The sequence below is a fragment of the Brevibacterium limosum genome (assembly GCF_011617705.1).
Classification (GTDB): Bacteria; Actinomycetota; Actinomycetes; order Actinomycetales; family Brevibacteriaceae; genus Brevibacterium; species Brevibacterium limosum.
The window spans coordinates 197,995-217,932 of record NZ_CP050154.1; the positions used below are offsets into that span (position 1 = coordinate 197,995).

Genomic DNA, 19,938 nt, shown 5'->3' on the forward strand with positions numbered 1-19,938 from the left:
AGCGGGCGGCCCGACTGTTCGTGCTATTCGTCGAGATAGGCGCTGTTGTCCTTGGGGCTGCCGTTCTTGACGAGCCGCTTGGCCAGGCAGTGGTTGCGGTCAAGGCCCCAAGAGCGGCACTGGTCGAGAGCCGGTTCCGGATCGCTGTAGCCGGTGTCGACTACCGTGACCCAGTAGCCGTCGTCCTTATATGAGGCCCAGTCGCCGCTGTGGATGAGGATCGCCCCCGGATACTTGACCTTGTTGGCCTCGTACTCGTTGAGAATGTCCTGCGCCGACCACGTCTTGCCGTCAGCCTTGAGGCCGACATTCTTCGCGCTCACCTGGCTCACCCACTGTCCCTCGAGGTCAGCGGCCTTTTTGGTGCCCTCCTCCGTATAGGCGCCGAGCTGCTGTTCCGGACTCTTCGACGGTTGGACCAGATCTTCGGAAGGAGTGGGCGACGGACTCGCCGGCTCACTGGTCCCGACATCGACAGGAACGGTTCCCGACGACGGAGCGAGCCATCGGATGCCGAAGAATCCCACCAGCGCGAGAATCATGATGATGGCGATGATCACGACGGCGATCTTCAGTCCATTGCCCGAGGATGACTCGCTGTGAACGGTGGGAGGGAACTGCGGGGGAGGCGGGGTGTGCGGTCCGTTCCCTGCCGAACCACCGGCACCAGCGTCGCCGGCACCACCACCACCGGCAGATCTATGAGTCTGCTGAGAATTCGCATACTGATGTGAACCGGCAGAGTCTGCGTCACCGAAAGGTGAGTGACCCGCAGGGGCGAAGACGTTGACGCTGCGAGCTTTCGAGATCGACTGTTCCCCCGTGTGCCGTTCGAGGTACTCGTAATAGGTCGAGTTGTCGAAATCGGCAGACGTACGGTCCGCCTCATTCCCGTACGACCGGGCCTGACCAGCGGATTCACCAGAACCCTTGTGCCAGTCGTCACTAGTCGCCGGACGAATGCGCGGCCTCTGTGGAACGTCGCTCATCAGTCCTCCTGAATGCCAGATGTGGTGGCACTCATCTACTTACCTTGGCACGAGTCGAGCAGGCGTTCAACAGGAACGCCAACAGGACGCGTTGCCGACGAAAGCCTACTGCGGAATTCCCCGAGTTGCCTTGACCCCAGCTGTGAAAGTTCCTCCGAACGTCCATGGGGGTGAGAACGGGCCCCCCCAAGGGGGTCGGTGTCAGTGACGAAGACCCCACCGCAGAAGCCGGGATGAATTTGCCCTCCGGCCCGCTGTCTCAGTAAGATTGATTCCTGTTGTGTCGCAGCAGGCAGGTCGCCGATCGATCTGCTGGGACACGCATGGTGCTCACCCACCGCTGCACTCCAGCTTCGGCCATCTCTCACAGGCTACGGCTTCAGCGCTGGTGAGACATCTCGCCCGAACGGGCAGACCTGTTTCGGCGTACACAATTTTCACGGTGACAGTCGAGAAAATTTGTTGATGTCTTCCGACATCGGCGCAAGCGAGCGGGGAGCACACTCACGTGTGATCCCGCAGGAGCTTGTTTCGAGAGTCGGTAACTTGTGAACTGGAGGAGAGACATGGCAGCAACCTGCCAGGTAACCGGGGCAGTCCCCGGTTTCGGACACAACGTGTCCCACTCGAAGCGCCGCACGAAGCGCCGCTTCAACCCGAACATTCAGAAAAAGCGCTACTACGTTCCGTCATTGCGCCGCAGCGTCACCCTGACCCTGTCCGCTAAGGGCATCAAGGTCATCGACGCTCGCGGAATCGACGCTGTGGTCAACGAACTCATCGCCAAGGGAGTGAAGCTCTGATGGCTAAGGCACAGGATGTTCGTCCCATCATCAAGCTCAAGTCGACGGCCGGCACCGGGTACACCTACGTGACCCGCAAGAACCGCCGCAACACCCCGGACCGCATCGTGCTGAAGAAGTACGATCCCGTAGTCCGCAAGCACGTCGATTTCCGAGAGGAGCGCTGAGCGCACATGGCTAAGAAGTCAAAGATCGCAAAAGACAAGCAGCGTCGCGTCATCGTTGAACGCTATGCAGAGCGCCGCGCGACTCTCAAGCGTCAGCTGACCCACCCTGATTCCACCGATGAGCAGCGCGAAGAGGCACGTCTCGCACTGCAGAAGCTCCCCCGGGACGCTTCGCCGGTTCGCGTTCGCAACCGCGACCAGGTTGACGGTCGTCCGCGCGGCTACCTCCGGAAGTTCGGACTCTCGCGAGTTCGTTTCCGCGAAATGGCACACAACGGCGAGTTGCCCGGCGTTACCAAGTCGAGCTGGTAATCTCGAGGAAGTTCGTCATCGGAAAAACGGACCGATGACCTACCGACTTGTCCTAAGGAGGACACTTTTATGGCTAAGAACCGCAGTGAGCTCGTTGCAGAAGTTGCCGAGAAGTCCGGCCTGACCCAGAAGCAGGTCTCGGACGTGCTCGATGGTGTCTTCGATGTCTTCTCCGACGTCGTGGCCAAGGGCGAAAAGCTCACCATCCCCGGCTGGCTCTCCGTTGAGCGCACCGAGCGTGCCGCTCGCAAGGGTCGCAACCCGCAGACCGGTGAAGAAATCCAGATCAAGGCCGGCTACTCCGTGAAGCTGTCCGCTGGTTCGAAGCTGAAGGGTGCCGCTGGCAGCCCGAACTGATCTACGCAGCAGCGTCGAATGGCCCGGATCGACTGATCCGGGCCATTTGCTGTCTCAGAACGTCTTCGAACAGGTGGAATCATCGTCGCGGACGAAATCGTCCACCCTCGCCGAGGCGGCTCCCCGAGATCTCGGCCACGAAGGGACCTGCCGGCTGGCAGTGTGCCGTCGCCGAACGATATCCTTGGGTCATGTCAGAAGGGGCGGTCCGCGCGCAGTGAATTCTTCAGGTTTCGAACCGATCACACGGTTCGTCCAACGTGCCACCGTCCCCATCGTCGTCTTCCTCGGGCTGATCGTCGGATTGGCCGCACTCTTCTTCACCGGAGCAGCCAACCCCACTCTGCTCAACGACCCCGGCTCCGTCGTCCGTTTCGGTCTGCCTGCCGCGAAGTTCGTCTTCAACATTGCGATGTCGCTGACCGTCGGCGCCCTCATGTTCGCCGTCCTCATCCTCCCGCGCACCGCCGGTGGTCGCTCTCGCCGACACAAGAAGACGGATGAGGACGTTCAGCTCGACCCGCTGTGGACGAGGTCCGTCCAGATCGCCGAATACTCCTCGGTGGTGTGGACGCTGTCTGCGGTCGCCGTGCTCGTCTTCTCCTTCATCGATACGGTCGGCGCCCAGGCTTACCTCGACTTCTCGAACCAGCTCGGAGTGTTCGTCACTCAGATCGCCTACGGACAGCTGTGGGTGCTCGTCGTCGTCCTCATCGCCGTCGCCTCGACCCTGTGCTTCGGCACCCGCTCCCACGTGGGCATCGCCGCCGCCGGAGTGCTCAGCGTTGCCGTGATCTTCCCATTGGCCTCGATGGGTCACTCCGCCGATGCCTCCGGGCACACCCAGGCCGTCAACAGCCTCGGTCTGCACATCCTCGGAGCGGTCCTCTGGCTCGGTGGACTCTTCGCCGTCGCCCTGCTGGGCACACGCCTGGCCGCCTCGAAGAACCTCAAACCGATCATCGAACGCTATTCGACCATCGCACTCATCTCCTTCGGGCTCATCGTCTTCTCCGGAGTCGTCAACGCGCTCCTGCGCGTGCAGGGCCTCGATGACCTCATGACGCCCTACGGGGAGGTCATCCTCGCGAAGGCGTTCGCGACGGTCCTGCTCGGGCTGATCGGTTTCTGGCACCGTCAGTTCGTCATTTCACGATTGGGCACAGCCGCCTCGGCGACGGTTGAGTTCTGGCGTCTCATCACCGTCGAATTCATCCTCTTCGGGGTGACGATGGGGATGGCCGTGGCCTTGGCCCGGTCGCAGCCGCCGGTGCCGCAGGAGCCTGTGGGCGATCCCACGCCGGCTGAGATCCTCACCGGCGACCCGCTGCCGCCGAAGCCGAACCTGGACCGTTACTTCAGCGAATGGTCGATCGATCCGCTGTGGATCGCGATCGCGGTGGGCACCTCGATCGCCTACGTCGTGGCGTTCGTCAACCTCCGCCGCCGAGGCGACAGATGGCCTGTGCTGCGCCTCATCAGCTGGCTGGTGGGCATGGTGTTCCTCGTCTACGTCACCTCGGGCGGCCCCCGCGTCTACGGTGAGGTGCAGTTCTCCGCGCACATGATCGAGCACATGCTTCTGGTCATGGTCGTGCCCCTGCCGCTGGTGCTCGGCGCACCGATCACCATGCTCATGCGCGGAACGAAGGCCCGTCGGGACGGGTCTGCCGGTCTGCGCGAATGGGTCCTCTGGCTCGTCCACACGCCGTATCTGCGCTTCTTCGCGCACCCGATCGTGGCGAGTGTGAACTTCGCGGGCTCGCTGGTGGTCTTCTACTACTCGGGAATCATGTTCTACGCGCTCGATACGCATCTCGGGCACGAATTGATGATCGCGCACTTCCTCGGCGCCGGTTACCTGTTCGCCCAGGCCCTCATCGGCATCGACCCGGGGGTCAAGCGCCCCGTCTTCCCGATGCGGCTCGTGATGCTGCTGGTGACGATGGCCTTCCATGCGTTCTTCGGCATCTCGATCATGAGCTCGAACGTCCTGATCGCCGGTGACTGGTTCGGCAACATCGGCGCCGGGTGGGGCTACACGGCGATCGAAGACCAGCAGCTCGGCGGTGCCATCGCGTGGGGCATCGGCGAATTCCCGACCCTGTTCATCGCCATCATGGTCTGCGTGCAGTGGGCGAAGTCCTCGGACCGGGAAGCCAAACGCATCGACCGCAGCGAGGACCGCACCGACGACGCCGAGCTGCGCGCCTACAACGCGATGCTCGCGTCGATGGCCGAACACGACGCGAAGGCTCCTCCGCGCCGTCGGTGAGACTCGGACTGCATGGGTGATTCCTCGCCGGCGAGGAATGAGCTGCCGCGGCGTTCCGCTCGCGTCACAAAGACCCTTGCGAACTGAAAGCAGTCACAACTGACCGTTGCACATCGGCTGTGCACGAATGTGCACCGGAAATTCTCGGATTATGGCCAGGTCGCTACCAAAAACTCCGTAACGTGGCGCACACTGATGCTTGGATGAGAAATATCCGAGCGCCCGAAATGCTGCGCTGAGGCAGGTGTTCGCCAGCCGCATCGATGCGGCCCGCGTTCTCCGAGCCGTCAGCCGGTCGGCGCCAGTGCAAGTCGATTCGCGCATTCAACGGTGACGCGAATTGTGGAAACGAAGGAGTCCCATGAGTTCTCAGAACGATGCTGAGAGGAAGTCGATCCGCGCTCAGCTGCGCAAGGTCGTCGCTGCCTCGATGGCCGGAACGGTCGTCGAATGGTACGAGTTCTTCCTCTACGGTTCGGCCGCCACCCTGGTGTTCAACCACATTCTGTTCCCGCCTTCCGACAATCCGCTGACACCGATCCTGGCCGGATTCGCCACCTACGCGGTCGGCTTCATCGCCCGTCCCGTCGGCGGTATCGTCTTCGGTCACTTCGGTGACAAATACGGACGCAAGAAGCTGCTGCAGCTCTCGATCATCCTCGTCGGCGTCGCCACGTTCCTCATGGGCTGCCTACCGACATTCGACCAGATCGGCTACCTCGCTCCCATCCTCCTCGTCCTGCTGCGCGTCGTCCAGGGCTTCGCCGTCGGCGGCGAATGGGGCGGAGCTGTCCTCCTCGTCGCCGAACATGCTCCGAACAAGGAACGTGGTTTCTGGGCGTCGTTCCCACAGTCCGGCGTCCCCCTGGGCAACCTGCTCGCCACCGCGGTTCTGTTCATCCTCACCGCGACGCTGACCGAAGAGCACTTCCTGTCGTGGGGCTGGCGTGTGTCATTCTGGCTATCGGCCGTCATCGTTCTCATCGGCTACTACATCCGCACCCGCGTGTCTGACGCACCGATCTTCGACGAGGTGCAGGCCGAAGAGATCGAAGAGGGCGTCGATTACGGCGTCAAGGCTGTGTTCAAGCGCTACCCGCGTGAGGTCTTCGCCGCGATGGGTCTGCGCTTCGTCGAGAACATCCACTACTACCTGGTGGTCACGTTCTCGATCACCTACCTCGCCACGCAGGTGCAGATCGAAGCGTCCGAGATCCTCGGCCTCCTCCTCGGTGCGCATGCGATCCACGCGGTCCTCGTTCCGATCGTCGGTGCCGCGACCGACCGCATCGGACGCAAGCTGCCCTACGCTGTGGGCATCGTGCTCACCGCGTCTTGGGGCTTCTTCGCCTTCCCGATGTACGACACCGGCAACGCGGTCATGATCTTCCTGGCCCTCCTCATCGGTCTGGTCTTCCACGCACTCATGTACGCGGGGCAACCGGCGATCATGTCCGAGATGTTCCCGACACGCATGCGCAACTCCGGTGTCTCGACCGGTTATCAGGTCACGGCCATCGTTGCTGGGTCGTTCGCGCCGATCATCGCCACCGCGCTGCTCGACGCATTCGAGTCCTCGATTCCCATTGCGCTCTACCTCCTGGCCGCAGCGATCATCTCGTTCATCGCTCTCATGTTCACTCGTGAGACCAAGGGCATCGATCTGCGCTCGCTCGACCATGCAGACAAGGTGCGCCGCGGAGTCGCCACGGCCAGCTGAAGTCAGCCGGTCAATGTCTGATGGGGGCGGTGTCGGTGAAGACCGGCATCGCCCCCATCGCCTGGCACCGAGCGCGTCCGTCGGGCTGCGGCACACACTCGACGCCCGCCTCGGCGCCACGATCGACGCCCGCCTCGGCGCACGCTCGACGCCCACCTCGGCGCCACGGTCGGCACCTGCAAGGTGGAAGATGGATACGCACCACAGACCCGAACCACGAAAGGGGCATCTCATGGGAGATCTCACCAGCAAACGCGCCCTCGTCACCGGCGGAGCATCCGGTCTCGGCAAGGCGATCGCTCAGTCCTTCGCTCAGGCCGGTGCCTCCGTCGTCGTCGCCGACGTCGACGCTGACTCAGCACAGGCCGTTGCCGACGAAATCGGCGGCGAAGCGTGGGCAGTCAACTTAGCGGACACCTCGGCGCTGGACAACACCGGCTTCGACGTCGACATCCTCGTCAACAACGCCGGCATCCAGCGCATCCACCCGATCACGGAATTCCCGCTCGAGGACTGGCGGCTGATCAACACGCTCATGCTCGAGGCACCGTTCGTGCTCACGAAGGCGGTGCTGCCGAAGATGTACGAACGCGGCTGGGGACGCATCATCAACCTATCTTCCGTCCACGGTCTGCGCGCCTCGACGAACAAGTCCGCATACGTCTCGGCCAAGCACGGTCTCATGGGACTGACGAAGACGACCGCGCTCGAGGCCGGCCCGCGCGGAGTGACGTGCAATGCGATCAACCCCGGCTATGTGCTCACGCCCCTGGTCAAGGGGCAGATCGCCGACCAAGCGAAGACCCACGGCATCAGCGAGGACGAGGTGCTCGAACAGGTCTTCCTCGGCCATTCCGCGGTGCCCAAGCTCGCCGAACCCGAGGACGTCGCGGCAATCGCGCTCTTCCTCGCCGGGGAGCATGCCGCAGTCATCAACGGCAGCGCCCACAGCATCGACGGCGGCTGGGTCGCCGCCTGACCCACTCTGCCCTCCCGCACCCTCCGGACTACCTGACGGCGGCCCAGCAACCTGGCGCCAGGTTGCTGGGCCGCCGTCAGGTAGCAATCAGAGGGATTCCAGGACTTTGCGGACTCCGGCGTTGCGCAGGGACTCATGACGGACCGAGGCCCAATAGGACACCCGCTTGGAGAACAGCTCCGGCAGCACCTGCACCAGACGGGAATTGCCGTGGGCGAGGAAGTCCGGCAGGATCCCTATCCCGGCCCCGTGCGAGGTCGCGAGCACATGCGCATGCACCGAGGTGGACCTGAAGAACCCGGTCCCGCGCGGAAAGGCATCGGCCGCCTCGTCGAGATCATCGACCCGCAGCGAATTCTCGATGTAGTAGACCATCCGGTGGTCGCCCAGATCATCCAGCGTCTGCGGCATCGTGTGCGAGGCGATGTAGTCCTGCGAAGCATAGAGCTGCAGCCGGTAGTCGCGGATGTGCTTGGCAATTGAGCGCGGGGCATCGGGGCGCCCGACGACGATCTCGATATCGACACCCGACCGGTACTGCCGGGCCCGCTGAGTGGCGGTGATCAGCTCGACCTGCAGGCCCGGATGCTGCGCCTGCAATTCGGTGAGCGCCGGAACGGCGAACTCGAGGGCGAAGGCCTGCGGGCACGCCAGTCGGATCGTCCCGGACAAGGCCGAGTTCGAATGCGCATCGATGCGGCCCAGCGCGGCCTCGATGTCCTCGGCGATCGGCAGCAGCTGACGTCCGGCGGCACTGAGCTCCCACCCGTCGGGAGAGGCTACGAGCACCCGATCGCCGTACGCCTTCTCGAGAGCGGCGATGCGCCGTGACACGGTCGTATGGTTGAGGCCGAGGCTGTGCGCCGCGGCCGTGAACTTCCCCAGGCGGGCGACGGCGAGCAGAGTCAGCAGATCCTCGGGAGCAATCTGCGGACCGGAGCTGCCGGGTGCATAAGAGGCCATAGTGTTCCCATTCTATCTGCGTGCGCGCACATAACCGGTGCGGAATAGGTGAGGCGTCCCGCCGGACTTCCACACGCCGACTGGCGTACTGTGAGAGGGAACACGTAAGAGTTGCTGAGCATGATGCGAGGAGGCATATTATGTCGACGATTGGATGGGTTGGCCTGGGGAATATGGGCCGCCCGATGACTGCGAACCTGGTCAAGGCCGGTCACACCGTCAACGGATTCGATCTTGTGGAGATTGCGGTCAAGGAAGCGGCCGAACACGGTGTCAATCCTGTGTCGTCCATCGCCGAGGCGGTTGCCGGTGCGGATATCGTCTTTACGATGCTGCCCAAAGGTGAGCATGCGCGCGCGGTCTATCTCGAAGCCGACGGAGTGCTGGCTCACGCGGATAAGACGACCCTTCTCGTCGATTCGTCGACGATCGACTTCGATTCCGCTCGTGTGCTGCACGCCGAGGCGGCAAAGGCCGGGTTCCGCTTCGTCGACGGTCCCGTGTCCGGTGGCATCAGCGGCGCCGAAGCCGGCACGCTGACCTTTATGCTCGGCGGCAGCGATGCCGACGTCGCCGAGGCGAAGACATTCATTGAGCCGATGGCCGGCAACATCTTCCATGCCGGAGGTGAAGCTGCAGGTCAGGCGGCCAAGATCGTCAACAACATGATGCTTTCGATCAGCCTTCAGGGTGTCGTCGAGGGCGCGGTCCTCGCTGAACGGCTTGGCCTCGAGGCGAAGACCATCTATGACATTGCGAGGGTCTCTTCCGGTGACTCCTGGCCGCTGCGCACCTGGTATCCGGTGCCCGGTGTGACCGAGACCTCGGCCTCGAACAATGCGTTCAAGCCCGGATTCGCCACCGCGCTCATGCACAAGGATGTCGGACTTGCCCTCGCCGGCGCCGAAACGGCAGGGCTTGACCTGCCGGCCGCGAAGCTCGTTCACGAGCAGCTGCAGAAGCTCGTCGATGCCGGCCTCGAAGGGCTTGACACCTCCGCGCTGATCAAGAACATCGACCCGAAGGCCGCCGGCCTGCCCGAGTAGCTCGCGGGGCTGCGGCAGGGACCTGAAACTTCCGCGGGGACGTGGAAGACTGGAGCCATGAGCACCACAGACCCTGCCGCACACTCAATCAGTCCCGCTGAGAACGCAGCCATCACCGGCAACCTCGACGAGGTGGCCGACCGTTCCCGTGCCGCCGCCGAGTCGAGCGGTCGCCGCGGTGACGATGTGAGGGTGCTGCTGGCCACGAAGACGCAGCCGGCAGAGAAGATCCGCGTCGCCCTGGAGCACGAGTTCACCCTCATCGGCGAGAACAAGGTGCAGGAGATCGTCGGCAAGGCCGAGGCGCTCGCCGACCTCAACCCCGAGACGCATCTCATCGGACCCCTGCAGCGCAACAAGGTCAACCACACACTGCGTCATGCGCACTGCATCCAGTCCGTGGACACCCTCACTCTGGCCGAGAAGATCAACAACCGCCTCGACGTCCTCGACGAGACCGTCGACTACTTCATCCAGGTCAACACCTCCCGCGAGGACTCGAAGTTCGGTGTCGCCCCCGAAGACGCCGAGGAGCTCATCACCGCGACACGGGAACTCGGCAGGATGCGCCTGCGCGGGCTCATGACCATCGGCCTGCCCGGCAGCAGCCCCGAAGAGATCCGCCCCAGCTACTCCGACCTGCGCGAACTCAGCGAGAAGCTGCGGGATTCCGGGGTCATGCCCGCCGAGGCGGTCGAGCTGTCGATGGGCATGAGCAACGACTTCGAACTCGCGATCGCCGAAGGGGCGACGATGGTCCGGGTCGGCTCGAGCGTCTTCGGTGCCCGCGACTACTCCTGACCGGTCGTCTTACCTGGTGTCGGACGCGAAGAGAGCTGACGCTTGATGACACCGGGGAGCCCGGCTCGGTGGGGGATCTGCGATCATAGAACCATGAACAGCAGTCCAGAATTCTCCGCGTCAGCCACCTCCTCGGCACGGGACGTCAAGGTCCGTGCGCCCGAACTCGTCGGTCGCCGGTGGATGAACTCCGGCGGCAAGGATCTCACCCTGGCCGACCTGCGCGGAAAGGTCGTCCTCCTCGACTTCTGGACATTCTGCTGCATCAACTGCCTCCACGTCCTCGACGAGCTGCGCCCGCTGGAGGAGAAGTACTCCAAGGAACTCGTCATCATCGGGGTCCACTCGCCGAAGTTCGAGTTCGAACGCACCGTCGAAGCCGTCGATCAGGCCGTGGAGCGCTACCAGGTCGAGCACCTCGTCCTCGACGATCCCGACCTCGTCACCTGGCAGGCCTACACTGCCCGCGCCTGGCCGACGCTGGCCGTCATCGACCCCGAGGGCTACCTCGTGGCGACCATGTCCGGTGAGGGCCACGCGGCCGGACTCACCGAGATCATCGAGGGCCTCATCGAAGAGCACTCGGCCAAGGGCACCCTCCACTCCGGCGACGGACCCTACGTCCCGCCACCGGCCGCGGAGACGGACCTCTTCTACCCCGGAAAGGCCACGCGCCTGCCCTCGGGACATCTCATCGTCGCCGATTCCGGACACCACAGCCTCGTCGAATACGACGACGATGCGGCCACGATCATCCGCCGCATCGGCACAGGCGTTCGCGGATCCGACGACGGGGATTTCGCCTCGGCGAGCTTCAGCGAACCCGGCGGCATCACCGTGCTGCCCGCCGACCTGGCCGCCGAAGTCGGCTACCAGCTCATCGTCGCCGACACCGTCAACCACACCCTGCGCGGGATCGACCTCGTGAACGAGACGGTCACGACGATCGCCGGCACCGGGGAGCAGCACATGGTCGGCGCCATCGACAATGTCCGCGGCAAGCCGGGTGAGCTGGGACGATACGACGGACCCGCGCGTGATGTGAAGCTGTCCTCGCCGTGGGATGTCCTCTTCGTCCCCTCCACCGCCGAGGTGGTCGTGGCGATGGCAGGCAACCACACCATCTGGTCATTCGATCCGAGGGACGGCACGATCCGCATTCTGTCGGGCACGATGAATGAAGGACTGGTCGACGGCGACGGGGAGTCTGCGTGGTTCGCTCAGTCCTCGGGCCTCGACCTCGGCTCCGAGGGTGAGGTGTTCGTCGCCGACTCCGAGACTTCGGCGATCCGCCGCCTCGACCCCGCCACCGGTGAGGTCTCCTCGCTGGTGGGCGTCGGACTCTTCGATTTCGGCTTCCGTGATGGACCGGCCGCCGAGGCGCGCCTGCAGCACCCGCTGGGTGTGCGCAGCCTGCCCGACGGATCGATCGCGATCGCCGACACCTACAACGGTGCGATCCGCCGTTTCGACCCGAATACCGATGAAGTCACGACCCTGGCACGCGGTCTGCGCGAACCCTCGGACATCCTCGTCGTCGACAGCGGCAGCGGTCTCGGTGACGTCGGTGCGGACAACGGGGACTCCTCCGAGGCCGAGCTCCTCGTCGTCGAGTCCGCGGCGCATGCGCTCACCCGGGTGAAGCTGCCCAAGGATGCCCAGAAGGTCGACGAAGGCGCGCTGACGACGAAGCGCCCGTCGACCGAGATCGCCTCCGGTCCGGTGTCGCTGACCGTGAGCTTCACTGTTCCGACCGGTCAGAAGCTCGACGACCGGTGGGGCGACCCGACGTTCCTGCAGGTGTCCGCGACGCCGCCCGAACTCATCGTCTCCGGCGAGGGCGGAGCCGAGGGACTCAGCCGCGATATCGTCATCAACCCCGAGTTCGCCGAGGGAGTGCTGCACGTGACCGCGCGCGCCGCAGCCTGCGACGGTGAGCCCGGGGGAGAGATCCCCCTGCACGCCGCCTGCCACCTCTACCAGCAGGACTGGGGAATCCCCGTCGAACTCGTGGACTCGGCGCCGAACGACCTCACCCTCGACCTCCGCGGCGCCTGAGCCCTCGGCCGCCAGAGCGCGGGCCGATGTCGATCAGGCGGATGGCAATCGCTGAGACGCCCATGCACGGAGATTGTTGGGTCGATCCACGGTGGTTTCAGTGTTGTGAACGCCGTGGATCGACCCAACAATCGGCGGATTCGCCCCTTCGCCCGCCGTGCCCAGTTGGGGTGGGGCTGCATGGACGCCCCGGATGGCTGCTCAGCCGAGGTGAGTCGCCAGAATATGCTTGAACGTGTCCATGTCTGTTCGCTTCGAGACGCGAAGGACCACCCATCCTTCGGCCTCCAGCAGCTGACGACGCTCGATGTCCACGCCGAATTGGTAGGACGAGGTTCTGTGATGGTCACCTTCGTATTCGATGGCGAGCTTGATGTCGGGGTATCCGAGGTCAGGGCGGAGAGTCGCCGAGACCGTCGAACACTTCACTTCCGGGTGAACTGCCGGTTCAGGGAAACCGTTCTCGATGATCCACAGTCTCAACCGTGTTTCGCGCGGAGAGTCGACTGTCTCGCGGATCAACGTCAAAGCCCGCCGCACCGATTTTCGCGCCTTGAGGTAGTGGCTTGCGTCGGCCTTCTCCCGAAGCTGATCGAGACTGGTGAGCGGACCACTGTTCTGTCGGCTGATCGCTGCATCACCCAGTGCGATCAGGCCGTTTTGGCTGAGCAGCGGTGCGAGTTCGAAGAACAGATCTGTGGCTGAAACCAGCGGCAGATTGTAGAACTCAGTGATGTCGAAGCCGGATCCTCGGTGGAGCTTCACGGCTTTTCGCCGAATTCGCAGACCTCGATCGCCGCTGATGATGTGGGTGTCGAAGTCCTTGCGCCGGCTAGGCAGCGGCAGCCCGTAGAGTATAGCGGCCGTCAGCGAACAGCCGATGACATTCGGGTGTAAGAGCAGAAGAGCTGAAAGTCTCACTTGTTGCTGCAGCCACTGTTGATCCGCCCACGGTGGGCAAAGAACACGAGAGCTGGGGTCGGCTTCAATCCATACACCCCGGAAGACCTGTAAGAAGCGAGACCGGTCTTTCAGTGCGAATTCCGTGAGCCCACGCGTTGCGAGATCGCGGCGCATAAAGGGGACGGGAGCTGTCTGGAAGTCGGCAGCGACCGAATTGTTCTGTGCATGAAAGACAGGATCATCCGCGCACAGTCAATAGTGAACGCGTCAGAATGCGTCTGTGGACAATCTTCGTCGGTCCTCAGGAATCGGCGTGAGAGTGCAGAGACCGCCCGACCCTGGCCAACGCTGGCGAATACACGGTCCGGTCGCAGTCTGCAACGACAGGGCGAGGAGTTCATCCACAGGAAAGAGTGGGCGAGTGGGGCTCCTTGAGACACGTTTGAAGCCCCTCGCCGTGCGATTGTTGGGTCGATCCACGTTGGTTTCGGCCCCCTGAACGTCGTGGATCGACCCAACAATCGCTATGGCGGGGCGAATCGCTGGAGGAGCGCCCGCTCAGGCGATGGTGACGTCCCCGAGGCGGCGCGGTTCGAAGCTCACCTGCGAGGACTTGACGACCACCGATCCACCCAGGACGAAGGAGAGCTTCTCGTCGAAGTCGTGTTCGGCGGCGGTGACGATGTCCCGGTAGCGTCCCTTGACCCGCACCTCGACCGTCGACGGAGTGAGCTCGAGATCGTTGCCGGACGAGGTCAGCCCGATCTGCGGGCTGCGCTCGAGTGACCAGGAGACGTCGCCGATGATCTCGTTGTCCGTGTCGTAGCCGAAGACGCAGCCGGCAGGCATGAGCGTCTTCGACTTCATGCAGTCCTGCAGGTGGTCGGTGACCTGCTCCTCCACAGTCTGCTCGAGCTTGGGCGTGGGCTCGGGCGAGAGCTTCACGGTCGGGGAATCGCCGGGGGCGGCCACCTCGGCGCGTTGGGATTTGGACTTCAGATACGTCGCGTCGAACCCGACGAGGTAGCTCGCCGGAAACAGCACCGGCACACTTCCCGTGCTGACCCCGTAGCCGTTGACCGTCGCCGTCGACGAACCGGAGACGTCCAGGGTGAGGGTCGGCCAGTCCTGCTGTTCGATGGCCCATCGGTTGAAGAGACCCGCGCTGGCCGGCAGCCGGACCATGTCGAGATCGACGGTCTGCTCCTGTGAGGAGAGGTTGAAGCTGAGGCGGACCTTCGCATGGTCGCCGTCGACGGAGACGGTCTCGGCCTCGGGTTCGCGCGGCAGATCGGGAGCCGCCGAGAGGACCTCGTCGCTGAGCGCCAAGGTCGATGTCGGAGTCGGCGTGGACAGGTAGGAGAAGGCTCGCTGCGCATCGCCGTCTCCGATCGCCGCGATATAGGCTTCGGCGGCTCGGGCGGGAGTGTAGACGGTGAGGTTGAGGAGGGGGACCGCTGCAACCGTGAGGACGATGACCGTCAGCGCTGAGATCAGAAGTCTGCGCGACGTTCGCATGGCGCTCCTGATTCGGTTGGGGACTGAGGGGACTGGGCAGTTCTCAGTCTATCTGCCGCGCGTCACTCAACCGGGTAGGCGTGCAGGGCAGAGGTGTCGACCTCGACGAAGACATGCGTGCCGACCTTGACGTTGGCACGCAGTTCGGTGATCGTCGCGCCGAGTCCCGGGTGCAGGACACCGAAGCCGATGGTCGGCTTAGCGCCCGCGTCGGATTCGGCGGCTGTCGCTGCATCCTCAGCTGGTTCGGCCGCTGCCTCCGATTTCGTCGATACCTCCGGGGCCGTCTGCCTGTTCGGCACTCCGGCGAGATCGGCGAGGTCGACGTCGAGGGCGAGGCCCATCTCCGTGTCGACCGGTGAGAGCTTCGCCTGCAGGCAGGAACCGCGATCGCGCAGTCCGGTGACGATGGCTTCGAACACCGTCGCCGAGGTGAACGCCGGGTCGTGTTCGTCCAGTGACAGGAGGGCGGCACGCCACCCGAGAGTCACGAACACCTTCCCGTCGAGTTCGGTGCGGGCGCGCACGGCCGAATGGCCGATGGACAGCCATCCCTTCCGCGCCAACCCGGAGTAGACGTTGACCCCGCTGAGCTCGGCCGGCAGCGAACCGCGCGGTTCGGTGACGATCTGCTCCAGCGAGCCGAGGGCGACGAGCTGGTCCTTTTCGATATCGGCCACGCCCGCCTCGGCGATGGTGTGGTCGGTCAGCGAATTCGAGCTGAACACGACTCCGCGGCCTTCGTGGGCGACGAGTTCGGCGAAGCGGCTGCGCAGCCCGGTGCGCAGATGGCCGGGGACCGAACCGAAGGGGTCGATGAGGGTCAGCCACTTCGCGCCGCTCGCCCAAGCCGCGGCCAGGGCGAGGCGGGCACGATCGGTCGCATCGAGGTCCTCGAGGCGGAGGCGCAGGATTTCGGGCCGCAGCCCGAACGTTGTCAGTGCAGCTGATGGATCCGCTGCCGATGCCGCCTCCCCAGATCCGGCATCGGCTTCGCGAAGATAGCTCTTCATCCAGCTGCGCACACGCGAACGACCCGACCGGCGTCCGGTCGGGAAGCGTGGTGGTGGTGCGACGTGAGGCAGGGCCGCCGCGGACAGCACCACCGAAGTGGTGCTGTCCGGGCTGCCCATGAGTCCGAGCATTGTCCCTGCTCGCAGACGTCCTAGGTCGATCTCGCGTCCGTCGAGCTGCAGCCCCGCGAGGGACAATTCATCGTTCACCGTGAGTTTAGAACTCCGCGGGATCGTCGGAGGCGTTCATCCGCCGACGGGTGATGATGACGGCGGCTGCACCGACTGCGAGCAGCCCGACACCGAGTGCCAGTCCGGTCATCTCGGCACCGGTGCGCGGCAGATCGCTGCCCGATTCGCCCTGGCCGCTGCCGTTTCCGTTTCCGCCTTCGTCGACGGCGGTGCCGTTGGTCAGCACGGTGAAGCTTCCGCCCTGGGGCTCATCGAAGCTCTCGGCCTGGGCACGCACGTTGTACGTGCCGAGCACGGCCTTGACCTTCGCCTGGACGCCGAACGTGACCTTGCCGTCGGAATCGGCTTCCTTGGTCATCGTGTAGCGATCGACCTTGCCCTGGGCATGCTCGACCGTGATGGAGACCTTCTCGCCGGGCTGAGCCCCGCTGACGCCGATCTTGATGCCGTCGTTCAGGAAGTCCTCGGAGCTGACCTCGGTCGGGTCGATGAACATGGAGGGCTGTGCTTCAGCGGCAGGTTTCTTATCCTCGGTGCCGGGGCTGGCCGGACCGGTGGACTCAGCTGCGTCGTCCGCGGCCTTCTCGTCGCCTCCATCGCCGTCTTCCGCAGGCTGGCTCTTGCCCGCCTGATCAGCGTCGTCGGAGTCGTTGGCGTCGCCTGCACCTTCGGTCTCGTCGACCTTCGGCTCTTCGTCCTTCGGAGCTTCGCTTTCGGTCTCCGTGGGCTTGGGGGCCTCGGTGGTGGGATCCTCATCCGGGGCCTTGGCCGGTCCCGGCTTCACATCGTCGGCAGGAGCCTCATCGGTCTTATCGGTCTCCGACGGGCTCGGCTTCGGAGCCTTGGTGGTCGGATCCTCGGTCTTCGTCTCGGTCGGCTCCGGGGCCTTGGTGGTCGGATCTTCAGTCTTCGTCTCCGAAGGCTCGGGAGCCTCGGTGGTGGGGTCCTCGGTCTTCGTCTCCGACGGCTTGGGGCTCTCCGACTCGTCAGGAGTCTCATCCGGGGTCTTGATCGGACCGGTGGCCGAGTCGCACTCGTCGTCTCCGTTGCCGGAGTCGTCGACGTCGGAGGCCTTGGAGACGACCTCGAAGGAGACCTTGGAGGACTTCTTCTCGGACTTGAGGTCGGTGAGGTAGAGGGAGTATTCGCCGACAGGCACCTGAGCGCCGTCGGTGACGGTGAAGAAGTAGGTGCCGGAGACCTTTCCGTCCTCGTCGACAGTGAGCTTCTTATCCGGGGAGTATTCGGTGCCATCGGTGCCGACAACGGTCACCGTGGCTTTCTCGTCCTCGGTGAATCCGGTGCCGGAGAAGCCGATTCCCTTCTTGTCGTTCGCGATGTCGTCGCGGGTCACCTGCGCCTGCGCAAGGGTCGCCTGCGGGTCCGACTCGTCGGGAACCGAGGAATCCGATTCGGAGCTGCTCGATGACTGCTGATCACCCTGGGCGCACAGCGATTGCTGAGGGACCGAAGCGGTGGACTCTGTCGCTGCGAACGCCGGGGCGCCAGCAAGACCTGTCAATGCAACGGCTACTGCGGGGGCAAGCACAAGACGCGAGGTCTTCACAGTAATGCCTTTCGATTGTTGTCTACCCACGAAAGACGATGGACTCCCGGCATTCCTTGGCTCAAGAAGGGGAAGGCACCATCGTGCGCGGGTCCGTACAGCTCATTACCCTAAAGCATTCATCCGCCGCTATGGGGAGACACACGGGTAAAAACCAGGAGAATTCGGGAGAATCGTTATTGTTTTGTGACATAGTTGCGGCGTGTCGGTGGAAGTCGTTCGCTGATTCTGCCCGTTCGGCCTATGGGGTCTCGGGTGTGTGGGACATGAGATCTCGAGCGTGTGAGGTCCGGAACGACTACCATCGGAAACGTGACTCTCCTTTCCGACCGCGAGATCCGCGCCGAGCTCGACTCCGGGCGCATCGCCCTCGACCCCTACGACCCGTCGCTGATCCAGCCGGCCAGTGTCGATGTGTGTCTCGATCGCTATTTCCGGCTCTTCGACAACCACAAGTACGCGGTCATCGATCCGAGTCTCGAACAGCCCGAGCTCACCCGCTTCGTCGAAGCCGCTCCGGGGGAGCCCTTCGTTCTCCACCCGGGCGAATTCGTCCTCGCCTCCACCCATGAGCTCGTGACTCTGCCCGTCGATGTCGCCGCTCGCCTCGAGGGCAAGTCCTCGCTCGGGCGTCTCGGCCTTCTCACCCACTCGACGGCCGGATTCATCGACCCCGGCTTCAGCGGCCACGTCACCCTGGAGCTGTCGAACGTCGCCACCCTGCCGATCACGCTGTGGCCGGGAATGAAGATCGGTCAGCTCTGCTTCTTCCGACTCAGCTCCGCGGCAGAGAACCCGTACGGCTCCCAGGCCACGGGCAACCGCTACCAGGGTCAACGCGGTCCGACCGCGTCCCGTTCGCACCTCAACTTCTACCGGAGGGGCATGTGATCACCCGCCGCGAACTGCGGCTGCAACGCGAAGCCGCCGAACGCGCCGCCCGTGAACAGGCCGACGCCGCGCGCTATCAGGTCCCGGAGAACCAGGCTCCGGACGACCAGGCTCCGGCCGACCGGGCTCCAGGTGCTCAGGCTCCGGGCGTGCCGAATGCGGCCGGAGACCCGGCCGCCCACACCGCCGACACTTCCGCACCGCCGGAGGTCGGCGTCCCCGGCGCGAGCGCTCCTGCCCGTGCTCCCGAAGCTTCCGCGGCGAGTCGGCGGCGGAGCGGGATGCCGTCGACGGGACGGCCCGGCTACGGCGGTGACGCCTCCGCGCCCGAGGACACGGCCACCTCGGCGGATCTGCGTGGTTTCCATCTCATCCTGCTCGATGACGCCCTCGAGGTCTCCGATGTCCTCGCGCTCATCCACAACAAACTGCCCGATCTCCACCCGGTGCTCGACGAGCACGGACAGATGCGACTGAGCCGGCACTCCCGGCTGAGCTCGGGGGCCGCCCTCGACCCCGCCGATGCCGCCGCGCTCGAAGTCCCCGACTGGGCTCGGCATGCGATTGTCATCGACTGCCCCCGCGACCGGCAGCCGACCCCGCCGCCGGACTGGTTCGCCGATGCCGACGGACTCCACGAGGCCTTTCCCGACGGAATGCCGGACCGGGAGGAGGAGCGGATGCTCAGCCTCGTGCTCTCCATCGCCTCCCGCCTCCACACGGGCGTGCGCCTGGCCGACGAGCCCGGACTGCCGACGCGGGTGATCATCCCCGACCCCGAGGCGAAGGTCGACCTCTACATCTACTCCTCGTATTGGATGGAACCGCCGGTGGCTCTCGACTTCGTGCGCCGCCGCGCCCCGCACGCCTTCCAGCAGGCCCTGCCCACCCCCGACGAGGATGTGCTGGCCCAGGCGAGCATCGACGATCCTCTCTTCGACCCTTCCGCCCCGGTCGTCCTCGACGGCTATGCCCTGCTCGTCCCGCTCGGTGAGATCGATGAATCCGCCGGCAGCCTCGAGATCCGTGTGATGGAGGCCGAGTGGGTGCCGCCGATCGTCGCTGCCCACACCGATGCCCCGCAGATCGAATACCACGTGCACTGGATGGACACCGAGTCGAAGCGCTATCAGCCGAATCAGGGACGCCGATTCCGGCGGATGCGCGGCCAGGTGGCTCAACTGACCGATGCGATCGGAGCCGAGCTGCTCGTCGGCTCCGCAGGCATCGGACTCGACGAGAACGGCTTCCTCGTGACCAGTCGACAGCTGCGCACGTGATCGGTGCCATGCCGGGGCAGAACCTGTCTCAGCTCACACCCGCTGATTGGGGGAACGACACCTGTCCATGCGAAAATGACCTGACGAACCTTTTTCACAAACAG

General features: G+C 64.4%; 18 protein-coding genes. 12 read left to right on the forward strand and 6 right to left on the reverse strand.

Features of this window, described 5'->3' with window-relative positions:
* Positions 1-23: 23 nt before the first annotated feature.
* Positions 24-989, reverse strand: a complete 966-nt coding sequence (locus tag GUY37_RS00870; protein ID WP_166821059.1) for a protein kinase — start codon at positions 987-989, stop codon at positions 24-26.
* Positions 990-1,555: 566 nt separating this feature from the next.
* Here GUY37_RS00870 and rpmB point away from each other — a divergent pair.
* The 7 genes from rpmB to GUY37_RS00905 all read left to right on the forward strand — a co-directional run bounded on the left by rpmB (position 1,556) and on the right by GUY37_RS00905 (position 7,602).
* Positions 1,556-1,792, forward strand: coding sequence for a 50S ribosomal protein L28 (gene rpmB, locus GUY37_RS00875; RefSeq protein ID WP_039211930.1), 237 nt, complete (start codon positions 1,556-1,558; stop codon positions 1,790-1,792).
* Positions 1,792-1,959, forward strand: coding sequence for a 50S ribosomal protein L33 (gene rpmG, locus GUY37_RS00880; RefSeq protein ID WP_092010042.1), 168 nt, complete (start codon positions 1,792-1,794; stop codon positions 1,957-1,959). The genes rpmB and rpmG overlap by 1 nt, the downstream gene beginning before the upstream one ends.
* A gap of 6 nt (positions 1,960-1,965) precedes the next feature.
* On the forward strand, positions 1,966-2,271 hold the full coding sequence (gene rpsN, locus GUY37_RS00885) for a 30S ribosomal protein S14 (protein ID WP_025779151.1): 306 nt from the start codon (positions 1,966-1,968) through the stop codon (positions 2,269-2,271).
* 69 nt (positions 2,272-2,340) lie between these two features.
* Complete coding sequence (locus GUY37_RS00890) at positions 2,341-2,628, forward strand: HU family DNA-binding protein (RefSeq protein WP_025779153.1); 288 nt, start codon at positions 2,341-2,343, stop codon at positions 2,626-2,628.
* Positions 2,629-2,845: 217 nt separating this feature from the next.
* Positions 2,846-4,903, forward strand: coding sequence for a cytochrome c oxidase assembly protein (locus tag GUY37_RS00895; protein ID WP_166821062.1), 2,058 nt, complete (start codon positions 2,846-2,848; stop codon positions 4,901-4,903).
* Between the two features lie 361 nt (positions 4,904-5,264).
* Entirely contained in the window at positions 5,265-6,623 is a 1,359-nt protein-coding gene (locus GUY37_RS00900) for an MFS transporter (RefSeq protein ID WP_323127517.1), read from the forward strand.
* Between the two features lie 232 nt (positions 6,624-6,855).
* Positions 6,856-7,602: a 3-hydroxybutyrate dehydrogenase gene (locus GUY37_RS00905; RefSeq protein ID WP_166821065.1), complete on the forward strand. Its 747-nt coding sequence runs from the start codon at positions 6,856-6,858 to the stop codon at positions 7,600-7,602.
* Between the two features lie 87 nt (positions 7,603-7,689).
* Here the strand turns inward: GUY37_RS00905 and GUY37_RS00910 are convergent, their stop codons facing one another.
* Positions 7,690-8,565, reverse strand: coding sequence for a LysR family transcriptional regulator (locus GUY37_RS00910; RefSeq protein ID WP_166821067.1), 876 nt, complete (start codon positions 8,563-8,565; stop codon positions 7,690-7,692).
* An 80-nt stretch (positions 8,566-8,645) separates the two neighbouring features.
* Between GUY37_RS00910 and mmsB the strand changes: the two genes are divergently transcribed.
* From mmsB to GUY37_RS00925, 3 genes are all read left to right on the forward strand, one after another.
* Positions 8,646-9,611, forward strand: a complete 966-nt coding sequence (mmsB, locus tag GUY37_RS00915) for a 3-hydroxyisobutyrate dehydrogenase (protein WP_323127535.1) — start codon at positions 8,646-8,648, stop codon at positions 9,609-9,611.
* A gap of 57 nt (positions 9,612-9,668) precedes the next feature.
* On the forward strand, positions 9,669-10,412 hold the full coding sequence (locus GUY37_RS00920; RefSeq protein WP_166821073.1) for a YggS family pyridoxal phosphate-dependent enzyme: 744 nt from the start codon (positions 9,669-9,671) through the stop codon (positions 10,410-10,412).
* A gap of 93 nt (positions 10,413-10,505) precedes the next feature.
* Complete coding sequence (locus tag GUY37_RS00925; protein WP_166821076.1) at positions 10,506-12,470, forward strand: NHL domain-containing thioredoxin family protein; 1,965 nt, start codon at positions 10,506-10,508, stop codon at positions 12,468-12,470.
* A 201-nt stretch (positions 12,471-12,671) separates the two neighbouring features.
* Here GUY37_RS00925 and GUY37_RS00930 read toward each other — a convergent pair whose 3' ends face one another.
* From GUY37_RS00930 to GUY37_RS00945, 4 genes are all read right to left on the reverse strand, one after another.
* On the reverse strand, positions 12,672-13,547 hold the full coding sequence (locus GUY37_RS00930) for a hypothetical protein (protein ID WP_166821079.1): 876 nt from the start codon (positions 13,545-13,547) through the stop codon (positions 12,672-12,674).
* A gap of 384 nt (positions 13,548-13,931) precedes the next feature.
* Entirely contained in the window at positions 13,932-14,891 is a 960-nt protein-coding gene (locus GUY37_RS00935; RefSeq protein WP_166821082.1) for a hypothetical protein, read from the reverse strand.
* A 62-nt stretch (positions 14,892-14,953) separates the two neighbouring features.
* The gene (locus tag GUY37_RS00940) at positions 14,954-16,114 is read right to left on the reverse strand and encodes an ABC transporter (protein ID WP_166821085.1); all 1,161 of its coding nucleotides are present in this window, start codon (positions 16,112-16,114) and stop codon (positions 14,954-14,956) included.
* Positions 16,115-16,121: 7 nt separating this feature from the next.
* Positions 16,122-17,618, reverse strand: a complete 1,497-nt coding sequence (locus tag GUY37_RS00945; protein ID WP_166821088.1) for an LPXTG cell wall anchor domain-containing protein — start codon at positions 17,616-17,618, stop codon at positions 16,122-16,124.
* 357 nt (positions 17,619-17,975) lie between these two features.
* On the opposite strand from GUY37_RS00945, the gene dcd reads away from it, so the two are divergent.
* Together dcd and GUY37_RS00955 are read left to right on the forward strand one after the other, a co-directional pair.
* Positions 17,976-18,554: a dCTP deaminase gene (gene dcd, locus GUY37_RS00950; RefSeq protein ID WP_166821091.1), complete on the forward strand. Its 579-nt coding sequence runs from the start codon at positions 17,976-17,978 to the stop codon at positions 18,552-18,554.
* Complete coding sequence (locus GUY37_RS00955; protein WP_228278282.1) at positions 18,551-19,834, forward strand: hypothetical protein; 1,284 nt, start codon at positions 18,551-18,553, stop codon at positions 19,832-19,834. Before dcd ends, GUY37_RS00955 begins: the two co-directional genes overlap by 4 nt.
* Positions 19,835-19,938 lie beyond the last annotated feature (104 nt).

What these genes read in the sequence shown, in the direction of transcription:
- GUY37_RS00900 (WP_323127517.1), top strand. Translation starts at nt 5,265, where the DNA reads ATGAGTTCTCAGAACGATGCTGAGAGGAAGTCGATCCGCGCTCAGCTG.
- rpsN (WP_025779151.1), top strand. Translation starts at nt 1,966, where the DNA reads ATGGCTAAGAAGTCAAAGATCGCAAAAGACAAGCAGCGTCGCGTCATC.
- GUY37_RS00910 (WP_166821067.1), bottom strand. Translation starts at nt 8,565, where the DNA reads ATGGCCTCTTATGCACCCGGCAGCTCCGGTCCGCAGATTGCTCCCGAG.
- GUY37_RS00890 (WP_025779153.1), top strand. Translation starts at nt 2,341, where the DNA reads ATGGCTAAGAACCGCAGTGAGCTCGTTGCAGAAGTTGCCGAGAAGTCC.
- GUY37_RS00920 (WP_166821073.1), top strand. Translation starts at nt 9,669, where the DNA reads ATGAGCACCACAGACCCTGCCGCACACTCAATCAGTCCCGCTGAGAAC.
- GUY37_RS00870 (WP_166821059.1), bottom strand. Translation starts at nt 989, where the DNA reads ATGAGCGACGTTCCACAGAGGCCGCGCATTCGTCCGGCGACTAGTGAC.
- GUY37_RS00925 (WP_166821076.1), top strand. Translation starts at nt 10,506, where the DNA reads ATGAACAGCAGTCCAGAATTCTCCGCGTCAGCCACCTCCTCGGCACGG.
- GUY37_RS00930 (WP_166821079.1), bottom strand. Translation starts at nt 13,547, where the DNA reads ATGCGCCGCGATCTCGCAACGCGTGGGCTCACGGAATTCGCACTGAAA.
- rpmB (WP_039211930.1), top strand. Translation starts at nt 1,556, where the DNA reads ATGGCAGCAACCTGCCAGGTAACCGGGGCAGTCCCCGGTTTCGGACAC.
- rpmG (WP_092010042.1), top strand. Translation starts at nt 1,792, where the DNA reads ATGGCTAAGGCACAGGATGTTCGTCCCATCATCAAGCTCAAGTCGACG.
- GUY37_RS00905 (WP_166821065.1), top strand. Translation starts at nt 6,856, where the DNA reads ATGGGAGATCTCACCAGCAAACGCGCCCTCGTCACCGGCGGAGCATCC.
- GUY37_RS00935 (WP_166821082.1), bottom strand. Translation starts at nt 14,891, where the DNA reads ATGCGAACGTCGCGCAGACTTCTGATCTCAGCGCTGACGGTCATCGTC.